9 protein-coding genes are annotated in these 16956 nt (G+C 41.6%); 2 read left to right on the top strand and 7 right to left on the bottom strand.

The features are described 5' to 3' along the window. Positions 1-33 precede the first annotated feature (33 nt). The 5 genes from V7K32_RS04950 to miaA form a co-directional block, all read right to left on the bottom strand. A complete protein-coding gene (locus tag V7K32_RS04950; protein WP_334990884.1) occupies positions 34-2274 on the bottom strand; it encodes a PAS domain-containing sensor histidine kinase in 2241 nt (746 codons plus the stop codon). A 658-nt stretch (positions 2275-2932) separates the two neighbouring features. Further along, positions 2933-3496, bottom strand: coding sequence for a hypothetical protein (locus V7K32_RS04945; RefSeq protein WP_334990882.1), 564 nt, complete (start codon positions 3494-3496; stop codon positions 2933-2935). Then, on the bottom strand, positions 3496-4734 hold the full coding sequence (locus V7K32_RS04940; RefSeq protein ID WP_334990880.1) for a glycoside hydrolase family 10 protein: 1239 nt from the start codon (positions 4732-4734) through the stop codon (positions 3496-3498). The genes V7K32_RS04945 and V7K32_RS04940 overlap by 1 nt, the downstream gene beginning before the upstream one ends. A gap of 245 nt (positions 4735-4979) precedes the next feature. Beyond that, a complete protein-coding gene (gene glcD / locus V7K32_RS04935) occupies positions 4980-6452 on the bottom strand; it encodes a glycolate oxidase subunit GlcD (protein WP_334990878.1) in 1473 nt (490 codons plus the stop codon). 596 nt (positions 6453-7048) lie between these two features. Further along, positions 7049-7954, bottom strand: a complete 906-nt coding sequence (miaA, locus tag V7K32_RS04930; protein ID WP_334990876.1) for a tRNA (adenosine(37)-N6)-dimethylallyltransferase MiaA — start codon at positions 7952-7954, stop codon at positions 7049-7051. A 285-nt stretch (positions 7955-8239) separates the two neighbouring features. Here miaA and gyrB point away from each other — a divergent pair, with 285 nt between their 5' ends. Beyond that, positions 8240-10177, top strand: a complete 1938-nt coding sequence (gyrB, locus tag V7K32_RS04925) for a DNA topoisomerase (ATP-hydrolyzing) subunit B (protein ID WP_334990874.1) — start codon at positions 8240-8242, stop codon at positions 10175-10177. A gap of 1756 nt (positions 10178-11933) precedes the next feature. Next, positions 11934-13103 carry an RNA polymerase sigma factor RpoD gene (gene rpoD / locus V7K32_RS04920; protein WP_094353188.1) on the top strand — a complete coding sequence of 390 codons (1170 nt, stop codon included), beginning with the start codon at positions 11934-11936 and terminating at the stop codon, positions 13101-13103. Between the two features lie 119 nt (positions 13104-13222). Here the strand turns inward: rpoD and V7K32_RS04915 are convergent, their stop codons facing one another. Further along, positions 13223-13408 carry a chlorophyll a/b-binding protein gene (locus tag V7K32_RS04915; RefSeq protein WP_100898540.1) on the bottom strand — a complete coding sequence of 62 codons (186 nt, stop codon included), beginning with the start codon at positions 13406-13408 and terminating at the stop codon, positions 13223-13225. Positions 13409-13939: 531 nt separating this feature from the next. Continuing rightward, positions 13940-16480 (bottom strand): DNA gyrase subunit A, encoded by a 2541-nt coding sequence (gene gyrA, locus V7K32_RS04910; protein WP_334990872.1) that lies wholly within the window; start codon positions 16478-16480, stop codon positions 13940-13942. Positions 16481-16956 lie beyond the last annotated feature (476 nt).

Here is a 16956-nt window from a genome sequence, read left to right as displayed (position 1 = left end):
ACAAATTAGCTAGTGCCGCGCCCAAAAAATGAATTAAAGCGGGAATTTGATGGTGAAGGTGGTTTGACCGGCTCCACTCTCTACATAAATTGAGCCGCCTAAATGTCTGACCATTTTCTGTACTAATGCCAATTCCAGTCCAGTGCCGCTATGTTTCCAAGGATCGTGTTTGGAAAGGTGATAGAAAGGCTCAAATATCCGTGACAGTTCATTGCTGGTAAGCTCTAGCCCCGAATTGCTAATATTAAGCTCTACTGCATCCCCTCTCAGGTGAGCAGAGACTGTGACAGACTCGCCTGCTGGGGTATATTTGCAGACATGGCTGAGTAGTTCGGTGATAATCCGCTCCAGCTCGGTGATATCTGTTTCTAAAAGCGGGAGTGCAGGATCAACACTCAGGTATAACTGCTGTCGCTGGCAGTTGGTGAGGTGTCGAAAAGACTCGACAATGGGGTGAAACCAGCTTTGTAAGTCAATGGCAATCAAAGTTGGGGGATCGGGTTCGGCTTCTAGATATGTGAGTGTGAGTAGATCGTTAATTAACTTGCTTTCTCGCGCACACTCGTTATGCAAAATCTGCAATAGTTGTGGAACTATTTCTATCTCTAATATTTCTGCTGGTGTCAAGACACTTTCGAGGGTTTGGGCTGCAAGGCTGATGCTAGTTATTGGTGTCCGCAGTTCTTGGGACAGGGTTCTGAGAAATTGGTTTTTGAGCCGATCGGATTTTTCTAATTCTTTTACCTGTGCCTGGGTTTGTTTGTAAAGCTGGGCTTGACGAATGGCGATCGCACATTCACTTGCTACCCGCTGCACTAACTCGATTTCAAATTCATCAAATGCCTCTTGTGATGGTCTTGTCAACCAAATGTTTCCTAAAATCCCTTGAGTATCGAAAATTGGACAAGCCATCTGGGACATAACCAATAGCTTTGGTTGCCATCCCGGCACAATTTCTAAAAATTGCAATGGTTGTTTTTGCAACAGGGGCTGATAAACTTCAAGACGGTCTGCAATCTTTTTAGTCAATCCTTGACACTGAGGTAGGTTAATGCTGTACTCGTAGGTAATGGTAACCAGAGTTTCACAGGTGCTATAGAGTTCGATTTGGCAACGGTCAAGGTTGAGTAACTGTGCTAATTCTTGAGTCACTGTCTGCAACACCTGAGTTTCATCCAGGCTGTCGCGGATTTGTTCTGTCATGCGTCGCACCAAGGCTTGAAAGTTTCGCACCTGCTGCAACTGATTTTTTTGTTTCTGTTTTTGCAACTCCAACTTTGCTTCGAGATCCTTGATTTGCTGACGAAGTTCTGTCTGTTCAGCAGCAATGCCGATTTGAGTTGCCAACTGTTTGAGTAAATCGGTTTCTGTTTGCTGCCATTGACGCGATTGGTGGCAGTGCTGGGTAATCAATAGCCCCCACATATCTTGCTCTTTGAAAATCGGCACGACTAGATTAGCTCTCACCTGCAAAGATACCAGAAAATCTATATGGCAAGGATGTAACCCAGCTGCATAGATATCTTCAACAACTTGAATGCAACCTCGCCCGTAGTGTTCTCGATTGCCACTAAAGCAGGGATCGGTGATGTTTTTTCCCAACAGGGGATCAGTCACAGTTGATTCGGCTATGATTACTCCACTGTTATCAGCCTCGAAGCGATAAATGAGGACGCGATCGCAATTCAAAAATTGTCGCAGTTCAATTGTTGTCTGATGCAGAATTGTCTCAAATTCTACAGATTGGTGAATTCGGACTGCGATCGCTTCTAGTAGTTGCTCCCGTTCAACCTGGAGTCCAACTGCTTGTTCTGCTTGCTTCACAGGAGTAATATTGCTACTAGTACCAATCAGTCGATAAATCCGAGAGTTAGCATCCCTTAGCGGGGTGAGAGTCGTACTCCACCAAGTCGGAACCCCCTGGAATTGCAAACATTGTTCGTAAGAAATAGTTTTGCCGAATAGCACACATTCAGCATAATGTTGACGTACCTTAGCGGCATCGATGGCGGAGAGAATATCCTCTGGTTTTTTACCCCGGAGATCATCTGAGTGAATGCCTATCCACCGCTCATGAGTGGGATTAAGTGCCACATATCGAAAATCTCCGTCCTCTAAAACATCAACTACAAATATTGATGCTTGCACAGAATCGTACATGCTCAGTAGAAATTGCTCACTACTACTTTTCTCATCTACTTCTGTGCCAAAGAGCATCTGAGGTGGTGATAATTTTGTCAACTCCATAGTTGATTCCGTTGGATTTATATTCATGCGAGAGTCCCTGTCTGGTATTACTAACTCTTCTAGGCGCTCTCTTGTCGTTATGCTTGTAGTAGATGCACTTTAGCGCCTATAGCAAAGTCTTGTCAGCTGTTGCTCATCGAAATTTGGATCTTTCTCTACTTCTTGTCAGAAATCTAGGAAAGCTAATAAAAGTCAGCTTAACAAATCCTGCTTTTTGAAGGCGAAAATACATTTGCAGATTAGGGCAAACTTACTGAAAATAAGTTTTTAACAGTTTTTTCAGATTTTTGCATATATCTAAGTGCAAGCATCAGTATACATCAATTTAATTTACAATTTTTAATAAAGGGAGTGGAGAGGGGGGAATGGGGAGTAGAAAATATGGAATTACGCTTTTCGAGTTGAGGGCGAGTTTTTTCACGCAATCAAATCATAGTCCTATATAGGAATCCGATTTGATTCCTGAAATTATTTGCGTAGGCTGGGAGTGGGGAGTAGGGAGTGGGGAGTAAGAAAGAAGACTTTTTGAGTTGAGGGCGAGTTTTTTCACGCAATCAAATATGAGTTTTATAGATATATAAGTAAGTCCGATATTATATCTATGTTGGCATGAAGAAAGGCTATTTTTTGCATCAACCTTCATGTACACAGGTTATCATATCGGCGTGAACAAGGAAGTGGGAACTTACGTTTGCAACTTATGAGCATTCATTCCGGTGAGGATACCAACTAAGAGCCAAGTAATAGCTAATCCCATAACTTCGCCTAAGAATAACTGCATCAGGCGGTGTAAGATCATCCCGATAGCAGAACCCAGGGGGACAGCAACAGCCCAACTTGTCGAAGAGACAAATATCCATCGCCACGCGTTATGCTGGGGAATTGCCAACCATTGTGCTAATCCAATCCCCAAACCGCCAAGCGCCCCATAAACCGCCCCATACAGGATTCTCACAGGGAAAATCTGAGTGCTAGGGACTATCCAACCCACCGCACCAATACCGATAGCGGTGATGATAGTCCAACCTAAAAGACTTGACAAAATCCACCTGATACAATGAGTAGGTTCTTTGAGAAGACAACCTTGAGCAAGTGCAATTATAAATCCGCCGATAGCCGCTTCTACTACTCCAATATCTGCCTTTTCGCCGACTTCAATAAATAGTAAACTTAATAAAAAACCGCCAAAAGTAGCGAAAGTCCACAGCAATATAAAGCAAAATCTAGTATTTTCGGACGCGAATGGCATCAAAGTTTCTTTGTTTGTAATAGTCTGACAGTTTTAGCATTAAACAGATCAAAAAAACCTTTGCGTCGCTGTTGGGGTGATTCCGGTACAATGTAACCCCAGAGACTCTCCCAGTAAAAAAAGGAGATACCATCAAAATTGCGATCGCGCACCACCTGAACTTGTTCTCTAATTTGTGCCATTTTCACAGGATTACGCACTGTTCCCGTTGATATCCCAATAGCTACAGGTATTAGACTTTGAGCCAATTTTATCGATGATTGTTCCAGTTGAGCGATAAAAGAGTTTTTGTCATTGCGATACACCTGCAAAATTAACTCATTAACTAAACCTTTTTTTATCCAATTTTCCCAATCTTGCAAATAGTATTTGTAGGCAAAAGCTTGATAGTTAGGAGACAGAGATATTCTAACTTTGGGTTTAACTGCCTTGACAGCTTGATAGATTTCTGCCATAAAATCAGTAATTTTGTCTGCTCGCCACCGCATCCATTCTGAGTTAAAAGGATCAGTTGGGGGACTTTTGCCTTGATGCTCTTGCTGGTAGAGTTCAATAGTGAAGCGATCGTAGCCAAACTGGACTGGCATCCCAAAATGATCGTCAAGCTGAATACCATCCACATCGTAATTTCTGACTACTTCTAAAATTAACTCTTGAATAAACTCTTGCACTTGCGGATGTAAGGGATTTAACCAAGCCACCTTACTAACCAAAACATTATCGATTTCTTCTGGTGGAGCATCTTGGGTAGATTTTATCCCTTCTTGACCAATTGTTAACCAGTCGGGATAACGCCTTGCTAATTGTGAATAATGCGGCGTCATAAACCCGTATTCAAACCAGGGAATAACTCTCAAATCTTTATTTTTGGCAAGTGTTACTATCTTTGCTAAAACATCCTGTCCACCGTGCATGAAGTTGAGCAAGGGTTGAGTTTCCGAGCCAGTAGTCATTTTAGCTACGGCACTTTTATAAAAAGTATGTCCTCGGTTCCAAACTACAGGATAAATTGTATTAAAGTTGAGAGTCGATAATTGGTTTATAGCACGGTTAATACCCCAAGGAATAAATAGTACACCACTAGCAACATTAGTGAGCCAAACGCCGCGAATTTCTGTAGTTAAAGGGCTTATATTTTGGGAATAAACTGGCAGTAAAGAGGGGGAAAAAACTGTTAAAGTGACTACTAATCCCAAACACAGTAAGCAAGAAACACAACGACGAGCAACCCGATTCATTTGTAAGCCTGACCTAGTGCGATCGGAATATATATATAACTACAAAATAAACTTGTAATCCTCCGGATGATGTAAAGAAATGATGATTCACAATTCAGGAGTCAGGAATCAGAACTCAGGATTTAGAGGTCAGAATAGTTGAAATAATACGGAGCTAATTTTGGTTATGAATATACTTAACAATACCAAAACCTGAGAACTCCTAACTCCTAACTCCTAACTCCTAACTCCTGACTTCTTTCTTCTTAAAATCTTTCCACACCTTCAAATTGCTTGATAGCTGATGCATTTGCTGCTTCACCACAAGTTCGTGGTGTGGGGAATATCTTTTCAGGATTTGCTAACCCTTTAGGATTAAAAACTTGCCGTACCCATTGCATAGTTTCTAAATCAACTTGGCTAAACATCTGTGGCATATAACACTTTTTCTCTGCACCAATGCCATGTTCGCCAGAAATACTACCACCGACTTGGACACAAAGTTTGAGAATTTTTCCACCCATTTCTTCTACTTGTTCCAATGCTCCAGCTACAGAATTATCATAAAGAATTAGCGGATGAAGATTGCCATCACCAGCATGAAATACATTAGCAACTCGATAACCGTATTGTTCGCTTAATGTCTTAATTTCGTGCAGAACATAAGGCAACTGAGTTCGAGGAATTACACCATCTTGTACATAATAGTCTGGGCTTAAATGTCCAGCCGCAGCAAAAGCGGCTTTACGTCCTTTCCATAATTTAAATCTAGTTTCTGGGTCAGTAGCAGAAGTTATATTTCGTGCGCCATTCTTTTTACAAATTTCAATAACTCGCTGCTTATTTCCTGCAACTTCTACTTCTAAACCGTCAATTTCTATTAGCAAAATTGCAGTAGCATCGCGGGGATAACAATTAGTTGCTACAACATCTTCAACAGCATTGATGCTGAAGTTATCCATCATTTCCATACCACCAGGAATAATTCCGGCGCTGATGATGTCAGAAACAGTTGCTCCGGCAGCTTCAATGCTAGTAAAATCTGCCAACAGCACACAAATTGATTCTGCACTTTTGAGAATTCGCAAAGTAATTTCTGTAGCAATTCCTAATGTGCCTTCAGAACCAACAAAAACACCTGTTAAATCATAACCAGGCATTTCTGGGATTTGTCCGCCTATATCAATAATTTCCCCTTCCGGCGTGACAATTTTTAATCCTAAAACGTGGTTAGTAGTAACACCGTATTTGAGACAATGTACGCCACCAGAATTTTCGGCAATATTGCCTCCAATAGAGCAGATAATTTGACTAGAAGGGTCAGGAGCGTAGTAAAAACCAGCACCACTGACAGCTTGTGTTACCCAACTATTAATCACCCCTGGTTGGACAACTGTCCGTTGATTTTCTAAATCAATGCTGAGGATTTGCCGCATTAAGGAAGTGACAATTAAAACAGAATCTTCTAATGGTAAAGCGCCGCCAGATAGACCAGTGCCAGAACCGCGTGCTATGAAGGGGATAGAGTATTGGTTGCATATTTTCACAATTTGGGCAACTTGTTCTGTAGTTCTGGGTAAAACCACCACAGCCGGACGTTGGCGATAGCCAGTTAAACCATCGCATTCATAGGTAATGAGTTCTTCGCGGCGTTGTACCACACCATTTTTGCCCAGGACAGCCTCAAATCCTTTGAGAATGGGTTTCCAGTTGCGTTGTTTTTTATCTTGGGTAAGCATAGTTTTTTAAAGTTGAAGGTAGATGTTGCAGGGAGGTTAGTATAGCTGTAATTACTATTGTTGCAAGAATAGCAGCTAAGAGTGAGTAAATGCGATCGCATAATTTGAGTACGGAAGGTGCGATGTCTCTTAAGGAGTGCGTTGAATAATGGTAAAATCCTATATTTAGTTAATTGTGGGGCTACAGTAACATAGAGTCAGACATTTAACAGCAGAAGGTGAAATGACTTACCAAGTTTTAGATTCCACCTCAAAATTAATTACAAAGCTGCAAACCCTAGCACCCGAACAGCAACAACAGGTGTTAGATTTTGTGGAATAGCACAAAAATATGCTCAAACTCAACAACCACCTCATAAACGGGTACTAGGTTTAAACCAAGGCAAGATTTGGATAAGTGATGATTTTAATGAACCTTTACCTTTTGACTAGGGAACAGCATAGGTTCGTGTCAAACCCAATAAAACATCCATTTCGTCCAAGAACACCAAGTTGTCTAGTTTATTTATCCCTCCAATATCCTTTTACTTCAGTTCCATCCTGACGACGATAACCTTCTACATATATTTTGGCGTCTTTGCATGAGCAAAAAAATCTCATAAACTTGTGCAACTTATAAACTCATTTATCCGATGCCAAACCTTTTCTAATAAATTAGGATCATCTGCATCAAACCATTGAATTTGGGGATAGGCTCGAAACCAAGTACGTTGTCGCTTGGCAAATTGTCGTGTATGCAAAACTGTTAACTCTTTCGCTTCATTTAAGGAAATATCGCCAGCCAAATATTGCTTGATTTCTTGATAGCCCAAAGTATTCAACAAAGACAAGTTAGCGCCATATTTTTGACAAAGATACTCCACTTCAGCGACCAAACCATTTGCTATCATTTGCTCAGTACGCTGTTGAATACGAGCAAGCAACTTTTCGACATCGCAATCTAAACCAATTTGCAAAATCGGATAATTTGGTGGATTCTCCCCTTGCTGTTCGGAAATTGGATGACCAGTGGCATAATATACCTCTAAGGCTCTTAAAGTTCGCACTGAATCATTGCCATGAATCTTTTTTGCTGCAACGGGGTCAACTTGTTGTAATATGGCGTAGAGTTGTGGTTGACCGAGAGATTCAAGCTGCGATCGCAATTCCATCTGTGGTGCAACTCTGGGAATTTTCATCCCTTGCACAATGGAACGGATATATAAACCAGTGCCACCAACTAGAAACAGTGTTGTAACACCAACAGAAGCAATTAAGGCTTGTGTTTGCTCCTGATAGTCTGCTACTGTCATCATGTCTGTCGGATCGCAGATATCTATTAAATAGTGCGGCACCAATTTTTGTTCAGCTATAGTTGGTTTTGCCGTCCCAATATCAAACTCCCGATAAACTTGACGAGAATCAGCACTGAGAATTACAGAACCCAACCGCATCGCCAAAGCCAAAGCCATACCCGATTTCCCCGTTGCCGTCGCCCCACAAATCACAATTAATTTAGTCATTAGTCATTAGTCATTAGTTATTAGTTATTAGTTATTAGTTATTAGTCATTAGTTATGGGGCATTAGGAATTGGTCAATAATCAATAGTTCTTCTTCCCCTACTCACCCTGCCTCCCCTGCCCTCCTACTCCCCCTGCCCCTCTTCCACGGTAGTGCAACCCCAGTATAAACTTCTCTAGAAAATGCCCTACAGACGCCAGCAAGGCTTTTGTGTTACAATTTTGGAGTGTTTTTACTTTTATTTGCCTTTAGGCGATTTTAAACCCACGCATCAGGAGAGTTTACATGACGAGCAGTTACAGTGCCGATCAGATTCAAGTTCTGGAAGGTCTGGAAGCCGTCCGCAAAAGACCAGGAATGTACATTGGTACCACTGGGCCGCGAGGACTTCACCATTTAGTTTACGAGGTGGTGGACAATTCAATCGATGAGGCTTTGGCGGGTCATTGCACTCATATAGAAGTGGATATCAACGCTGATGGTTCAGTGACTGTAACAGATGATGGTCGCGGTATTCCCGTCGATACTCACTCGCGCACCGGAAAATCGGCTTTGGAAACCGTGATGACGGTATTGCACGCTGGTGGTAAGTTTGGCGGCGGTGGCTACAAAGTTTCTGGAGGATTGCACGGGGTTGGTATTTCTGTTGTTAATGCCCTGTCTGAGGTTGTAGAAGTTACAGTTTGGCGAGATAAAAAGGTTCATCTCCAACGTTATGAACGCGGTATCCCAGTTAGTGAACTGCAAACCAAGCCTTATAAAGAAGCTAGAACCGGAACTTCTGTTACTTTTAAGCCAGATACCCAAATCTTTACAATTAGTATTGAGTTTGATTACATCACTTTATCAGGTCGCCTACGGGAATTAGCATATCTGAATGCAGGTGTCAAAATTACCTTTACTGACCACCGTCTGGAATTACTAAAAAGCGATACACCGAAAGTAGAAACCTACAATTACAAGGGTGGTATTAAAGAATATATCGCTTACATGAACCGTGAAAAGCAGCCACTGCATGAAGAAATTATCTATGTGCAGGGGGAACGCAACAATGTCCAAGTGGAAGTTTCATTGCAATGGTGTACTGATGCTTACACGGATAATGTTCTAGGTTTTGCTAACAATATTCGCACAGTGGATGGTGGTACGCACTTAGAAGGGTTGAAAGCAGTTCTGACTCGGACATTAAATGCGATCGCTCGCAAACGCAATAAAATTAAAGAGAATGAACCTAACCTCAGTGGCGAACACGTCCGCGAAGGTTTGACTGCGGTAATTTCCGTTAAAGTCCCCGATCCAGAATTTGAAGGACAAACCAAAACCAAACTCGGTAACACTGAAGTTCGCGGTATTGTTGATTCTTTGGTAGGAGAAGTCCTCACCGAGTACCTAGAATTTCACCCGGCGATCGCAGACTCAATTTTAGACAAAGCTATCCAAGCTTTCAAAGCCGCAGAAGCAGCCCGTCATGCACGAGAATTAGTGCGGCGCAAATCTGTGCTAGAATCTTCGCCATTACCTGGTAAATTAGCAGATTGTAGTTCTCGTGACCCCAGCGAATCGGAAATCTTCATCGTGGAAGGGGATTCAGCAGGTGGGAGTGCAAAACAAGGACGCGATCGCCGCACTCAAGCTATCTTGCCTCTCCGTGGTAAAATTCTCAACATTGAAAAAACCGACGACGCCAAAATCTATAAAAATAACGAAGTTCAAGCGTTAATTACAGCCCTCGGTTTAGGTGTCAAAGGTGATGAATTCGATTCCACTCAACTACGTTATCACCGGATAGTCATTATGACTGATGCTGACGTAGATGGAGCGCACATTCGGACTTTGTTATTAACATTCTTCTATCGATATCAACGAGCGCTGATCGAACAAGGCTTTATTTATATTGCTTGTCCCCCACTGTATAAAGTAGAACGGGGACGTAATCATGAGTACTGCTATAGCGAACGCGAAAAAATTCAAGCGATCGCCAAATTCCCTGCTAACGCCAACTATACCATCCAACGCTTCAAAGGTTTGGGTGAAATGATGCCACAACAACTCTGGGACACCACAATGAACCCAGAAACCCGTAAAATGAAGCAAGTCGAAATTGAGGACGCTGCCGAAGCTGATCGCATCTTCACAATTTTAATGGGCGATCGCGTCGCCCCCAGACGAGAATTCATCGAAACCTATGGTTCTAAACTCAACTTCACCGATTTAGATATTTAATATCAATTCCCTGACACGACTCCAATAATTTTTGACATTGGTAATGAGTGATACATTTTCACCCATTACCTTTTTCACAAGGAAGTGAAGTTCCTTCTCTTATATCTTTTATAGCGAAAGTCATCTCTTGATGACTGAATAATCTCTAAAATCTTTAGTCTACTTGAGTAGACTTTGGCTATGAACCGCTGAAATTCATTTCGGGGCGGGCGTGGAAGCCAACAGATAAGCAATTTCTAGCTTACTTAAGTTGACTCCAATGCTTTTAAACCTACCTCTAGTGAAAACTAGACGCTAATAGACGCTAACAATCAATAAAAAAATTAGCTTGCTTTACAACGTTAGCGGTAGGTTAGTACGACATAACTAGAAAAATTCTAAATTTTTCAGTTAGTTTTTAACCATATAATTTGCTTATTGTCAATATTTTACAAAAATTCAATCTTCTAGTGTTAGCTAAACTACCAACTTTATGGAAGTTTAGTTAAGATAATACTCTTTGTACTGACTGGCTGATTTATTTTGTCCACCAGCTAGAAACACATTTGTTATGCTTTAAGAAAATAACTGAATTTCATCTATCAAACACCAATTAATAAGTATTTTGAGGATTTCTCATAATAAGATGACATAAATTTACCGTAACAAAAGTATTTAAGTTTACAAAATACTTACGTAGCTCAAGTTTGTAAGCAAATCATTAAGCAATCTTCAGGATTCTCTTTGTTCGAGGTAATGCCTACTGGAAGCGGACACCATCTGCCAGTAAACTTGTTAATATCTTCATGTACGCCTTAGCGATCGCGATTGTATCGGATGTATCTAATGAACTTTTGCCTAAAATAAGACTATATTGGCAAGTTCGCAAGACAAATTGTTTTTGAATTGATTAAAATATCCTTGTATACAATAAGAAAAGTTTGTCAAGGTTCATAGGGCTGAAATCGCCACAGTGCGCTAACGTGTGAATAAGACCAAATTAGTTAAACCTAAATCGATCTGCTATCAGGTCGATCTGCCAGAGCCTCAACTCCTCAGTTAAGGTAATTAGTACGCAGAAGGTTAACTGCTTTAAGGCAAACACCATCACCCTTGTTGTATTTACCCAAAGTTAAGAACCCCTTTAGTCTAAGGAATGCGTAATTTGTGAAGGAAATGTAAAAATGGCTAGATTAAGACAAATCGTCTGAGTTAACATAAAATTCACTCTTCCTAAGTAATGAATGTTGTGTAAAGTACATGAATTCGGCAAAAGCAAACGTACTTACTTTGTTAAGAGGGTCACTGCAATTGGGAAAGGGAGAAAAAAATTTAAGGGTATAACTCCCGTTTTTAATGTCTTTTTGGTAATAGTGGCTAATAATTGCTTTAGAAGTTCATGATTAATACACAAAAAGAGTGCAATTTCTGTGAAACAGGCTACAATCGGAAGAGTCTTTCTAGGAAAATCTGCCAACAGTCTGAACTCATTAGTATAGAGTGGCAAATTTTTTGATAAAGGCGAGTCTTTTTTTTGACCAGTTAGTTGAAAGCAGTGTGTGATAGCAACACACATAACATTTACTAAGATGAGCAAGTCACTTTTAGTAATCGCTTAAACTAAAGTAAAAAACCTCCGACCGGAGGTATAAAACGTCCGAAAATATCTATGGCAAATCTGCCAAAAAGCTTATTTTCGGTTTATGAATAGCTCGTTTAAAAGAGCAGTAAACACATCTTGAGTAATTGATTCTGCAAGGAGCATGAGGAACGCGGCATGAACCAGGCTAACAACGTACTCGAAAGCATATATCAGCCTGACCTAGAAATAATGAATCAGCCTGAGCTCGAGTTAGAAGAACTCTTAATAGACGATGAAGAGGACTTGCTGATCATCGATGAAGGTGACGAGGAATTTTTAGAGCCTCAGTCTGATGAGGACGACGCAAAGTCTGGAAAAGCCGCTAAATCGCGTCGTCGGACACAAAGCAAGAAGAAGCACTACACTGAAGATTCAATTCGGCTTTACTTGCAAGAAATTGGTAGAATTCGGCTGTTGCGGGCAGACGAAGAAATTGAATTGGCGCGGAAAATCGCCGATTTGCTGGAATTAGAGAGGGTGCGGGAAAGACTGTGTGAACAGTTAGATCGCGATCCTCGTGATAGTGAATGGGCAGAAGCAGTACAACTACCTTTGCCAGCTTTTCGTTATCGCCTCCATGTTGGTCGCAGGGCAAAAGACAAGATGGTGCAATCTAACCTCCGTCTTGTAGTTTCAATTGCCAAGAAGTACATGAATCGTGGTTTGTCGTTCCAAGACTTAATTCAGGAAGGCAGTCTCGGTTTGATTCGTGCCGCTGAAAAGTTTGATCACGAAAAAGGTTATAAGTTCTCCACTTATGCTACATGGTGGATTCGTCAAGCAATTACCAGGGCGATCGCAGATCAATCCCGCACAATTCGCCTTCCAGTTCACCTTTACGAAACCATCTCTCGGATTAAGAAAACTACCAAGTTACTCTCTCAAGAAATGGGTCGCAAACCCACCGAAGAAGAAATCGCCACTCGGATGGAAATGACCATTGAGAAGTTGCGGTTTATTGCTAAATCCGCCCAGTTGCCCATTTCATTAGAAACACCCATTGGTAAAGAAGAAGATTCTCGGTTGGGTGATTTTATTGAATCCGATGGTGAAACGCCAGAAGACCAAGTTTCCAAAAATCTTTTGCGCGAAGACCTCGAAAAAGTCCTTGATAGTCTAAGTCCTCGTGAACGCGATGTTCTCAGACTACGTTATGGCTTGGATGATGGTCGGATGAAGACTCTTGAGGAAATCGGACAGATTTTCAACGTCACCCGCGAACGCATTCGTCAAATTGAGGCGAAAGCACTCCGCAAGTTACGCCACCCAAATCGTAACAGCGTTCTCAAAGAGTATATTCGGTAGTCAATTAGTCATTAGTCATTACTAAATAAACAAATGACTAATGACAAAACAATAAAAAACCTGGTAGTGAATTAGCACTCCAGGTTTTTTTATTTATAGGTTATCTTAGATATTAAAACTTATAGGATGCCCCAAAAATGTAGGAAGCCTTGACCGGAAAAAAGCTCAACCAAAACGGCTGCTGAAAAACCAATCATTGCCAAACGACCGTTCCAAATTTCGGCTTGTGGGGTAAAGCCCCAGCGCCAAGCGTTGCGATCTTCAATTACAGGGGTAGTTACTTTTGTTGTGGTTGCATTTGTCATGGTTCCGACTCCAAGCTTAATTTTTAAGGTTTATTGCCTTATGTAAACTAATATAACAAATATTTTTATTAAGGCAACATTTTTTATACTTTTGTTTCCATACCTTGACATAAATAGAAATAGCTATTTATACATATTAAAACATCTGCCTTCAGTGAGATTTGCTGAGGTAAAAGAAATGTTATGTAAATTTTTATCGTCAGAGACAATTCTAGATTTATTGATATTATTGTCAAATAATTAGTTATATTGCTTGATTTTTCATAGAGTTTGTTATTTTATAATTAAAATTTATTAATAATTAATAGCGATATTTGGAGCTAAAAATACTTAAAAATGTGGATTAAACAAAATGTAAAACTTTTGTTTCATTGGGTGGAATGCTATTTAATTAAGCAAAAGTTGCTGCCCAGATCCCCGACTTGTTCAAGAAGTCGGGGATATAAATTCAGTTAAGTAAGCGCCATTTGGGGAAGTGAGTATAATATTATGCCAACTTAATTACTTTTTACTGGAGAACCTCACCTTGATTTACGATCGCACTTCCGCAACGGTGATAATTTTTTCATCCCGGTTGAGTTGGAGGATGCTTTCACCTTTGACATCCTTACCCAAAATAGGCACTGTTTCCACAGGTATCCGCACTACCCGCTCTTTATTCGTCACTAAAGCTACCTCGCCAGATGCGTTGGCGTAGCCCGCCGTTCGCGTAGCGTCTCCAAGAGTTGGCATCGCTATCACCATACCAGCTAAGTTGTCAGTTTTGCTGGAAAATTTCAGCGCTTGCGTACCTAAATCGCCGCGATTAGCCGCTCTTAACTGACTCGCAGCCATCCGTTTCGCATATCCTTCTTGAGTAACTAGCAGCAGATAGTCATCTTTACCGACAGTGGCACAGCCAACCATTTGCTGATTTTTCAATAACCGAAATGCTTGTAAACCCATCGCTGTGCGTCCCATAACCGGTAATTGTTCATCATTGACTGCAAAGCGCAACAGTCGCCCACCAGAACTAGCTAAAATCAGATGCTCCCCTGGATTGGTGAACTGGGTAAATGACAATTCATCATCGTCTTTGAGCTTCAAAATCGTGATTCCGCGCCGAGTCAAGTTAGTAAATTCTTCCAGAGACAGCCGCTTAATTCGTCCCTGCTTTGTTAAAAGAATCATCTGCTTAGTTTCGAGATTTTCCGGCAGTAAAAAGCGGCTGACTACAGCTTCTTGAGCACCTTGAGCAGTATTACTGAGCATGGTAATCAAAGGTTTCCCCCGTGGAGAACGGCCAGTGGTTGGGGGAATTTCTCCTACCTTCACAGGATAGACTTTGCCGCCACCAGTTAGTATTAGCAAATCTTTTTCTGTGTCAGTTAAAGCAGTTTGGATAATGAAGTCATTATCATGGAGACCATTTTCACCTTTTGACTTTTTCCCAGATGGCTGGGTGCGGCGCACATAACCCCGTTGGGTAAATTCTAAAACCGCTTCCTCTGCTGGCTCAGAAGATTTAAGTTCCTCTTCTTCCTCTACTCGTCCTCTTGTCCCCTTGTCCTCTTGTATCTTTGTGTCGCTGCTGGTAGGTGCTAGCTTAGTCCGCCGGGGATCGTTGTACTTGCGCTTGAGCGATCGCAAATCTTTTTTCAATGCCTTGAGTAATTCTCGGCGATCGCTCAGTAATAGCTCCAACAATCTAATTTGTTCACTTATCTGCTCAAATTCCTGCTGCAAATTTTGCTGTTCTAAACTGGTGAGGCGACGCAACGGCATAGCTAAAATTGCATCTCCTTGTAGCTCACTCAAATCTAGCCGGCTACAAAGATTTATTTTTGCTGTACTGCCATCGGGAGCTTGCCGCAAAATTTCAATTACCCGATCCAAATTAGATAATGCTTTGAGTAAACCTTCCAGCAAATGCACACGACTTTGAGCCTTCTCCAACTCGTAATTATAGCGACGGTTCAGCGTCTCTTCTCGGAAACTCAAAAACTCCTGCAACAGTTGACGCAAACTTAACTGGCGGGGTTGTCCATTCACTATTGCTAGGAGAATCGCCCCAAAAGTCATTTGCAAAGCAGTTTGGTGATACAAATGCTGAAGAACTTCTTGGGGATTGGTATCGCGTTTGAGTTCAATTACTACCCGCATTCCTTCGCGATCGCTTTCATCCCGAAGATCAGAAATTCCTTGCAAGCGTCCTTGATTTACTAAGTCCGCTACCTTCTCAATCCAGGCAGCCTTATTCACTTGATAAGGCAATTCTGTAATAATAATTGCCGTTCGTCGCTTGCTTCCCCTAGCGGCTGGAATTTCCTCCAGAGTCGCAACTCCCCGCAGCAGAATTCCACCTTTACCTGTGGTGTATGCTTCCCGAATTCCCACCTCACCAATTATTTCCCCACCAGTGGGAAAGTCTGGCCCTGGAATTAACTCAAATAATTTTTCATCTGCCAAATCTGGATTGTCGATTAAAGCAATTAACCCATCGACAACTTCCCCCAAGTTGTGCGGTGGAACATTCGTTGCCATTCCTACGGCAATACCAGAACAGCCATTGAGCAACAGAAACGGTAACTGAGCAGGTAACACCGTCGGTTCTTGCTGCGAATTATCGAAGTTCCCGACAAATTCCACAGTTTCTTCGCCAATTTCTGTCAGCATTCCCTCATGGCTGATGGGTGCGAGGCGCGTTTCTGTGTAACGCATCGCTGCTGGCGGGTCATTATCGACGCTGCCAAAGTTACCGTGTCCTGCCAGCAAGGGATAACGGCTAGAAAAATCCTGTACCAACCTGACTAAAGCATCGTAAACTGATTGGTCGCCGTGGGGATGGTATTTACCCAACACATCACCCACTACACGGGCGCATTTTCGATAGGGTCTATCTGGTACTAAACCGAGTTCGTGCATGGCATATAGAATGCGGCGATGCACTGGTTTTAAGCCATCACGCACGTCTGGTAGCGCTCGCCCGACAATCACGCTCATGGCATATTCTAGATAAGACCGTTGCATCTCGGTATGCAGGGCTGTTGTAATTACCTGTCCCGTTGGGAGAAGGTTTAACTGTTTTGCCATGAGTTTTTTCCCTGAAATTTAACTACACTAAAGCCGTCGGAACTCAATATTGCAGCAACCACAGCATAACGGATGAAATGGGATTCCTAACAAAATATTGATAGTCAAACAATTTTGGATTTTAAATTTTGGATTTGTTCAGCCCACCCTTCGGCAAAGCTCAAGGCATTCCTTGGGGCGGGGCATGAACCGAAATAATTTTTAATCTAAAATCTAAAATTGGCATGGTCATACAAGAAAAAGCAGTAGTAAGCTGTCGGACAAATAAACTTGCATATCCTGGGCGGGCTTTTCGGCCTACCCCACAAGAGTTCTGTCTAATAAGGGTTATGCAAATTAAATGTTTTTTAGCTTATCATCCTTGATCACAGGATATACATTGACTATTAAAAAGGAAACTGATAGCAGGTAGCTGTTTTAATCGAATGATATGCTGCACACTTAATTTGTATAGACTCCATAGCCAGGATACTTGC

The sequence above is a fragment of the Nostoc sp. genome, assembly GCF_036917635.1.
Classification (GTDB): domain Bacteria; phylum Cyanobacteriota; class Cyanobacteriia; order Cyanobacteriales; family Nostocaceae; genus Nostoc.
The sequence above is the reverse complement of the archived record's forward strand: the minus strand, read 5'-3'. Positions and strand labels throughout refer to the sequence as shown.

Bases quoted from the DNA above. Each gene is read 5' to 3' on its own strand.
- V7K32_RS04915 (WP_100898540.1), bottom strand. From the start codon at position 13,408: ATGACAAATGCAACCACAACAAAAGTAACTACCCCTGTAATTGAAGAT.
- V7K32_RS04940 (WP_334990880.1), bottom strand. From the start codon at position 4,734: ATGAATCGGGTTGCTCGTCGTTGTGTTTCTTGCTTACTGTGTTTGGGA.
- gyrA (WP_334990872.1), bottom strand. From the start codon at position 16,480: ATGGCAAAACAGTTAAACCTTCTCCCAACGGGACAGGTAATTACAACA.
- gyrB (WP_334990874.1), top strand. From the start codon at position 8,240: ATGACGAGCAGTTACAGTGCCGATCAGATTCAAGTTCTGGAAGGTCTG.
- miaA (WP_334990876.1), bottom strand. From the start codon at position 7,954: ATGACTAAATTAATTGTGATTTGTGGGGCGACGGCAACGGGGAAATCG.
- V7K32_RS04950 (WP_334990884.1), bottom strand. From the start codon at position 2,274: ATGAATATAAATCCAACGGAATCAACTATGGAGTTGACAAAATTATCA.
- rpoD (WP_094353188.1), top strand. From the start codon at position 11,934: ATGAACCAGGCTAACAACGTACTCGAAAGCATATATCAGCCTGACCTA.
- glcD (WP_334990878.1), bottom strand. From the start codon at position 6,452: ATGCTTACCCAAGATAAAAAACAACGCAACTGGAAACCCATTCTCAAA.
- V7K32_RS04945 (WP_334990882.1), bottom strand. From the start codon at position 3,496: ATGCCATTCGCGTCCGAAAATACTAGATTTTGCTTTATATTGCTGTGG.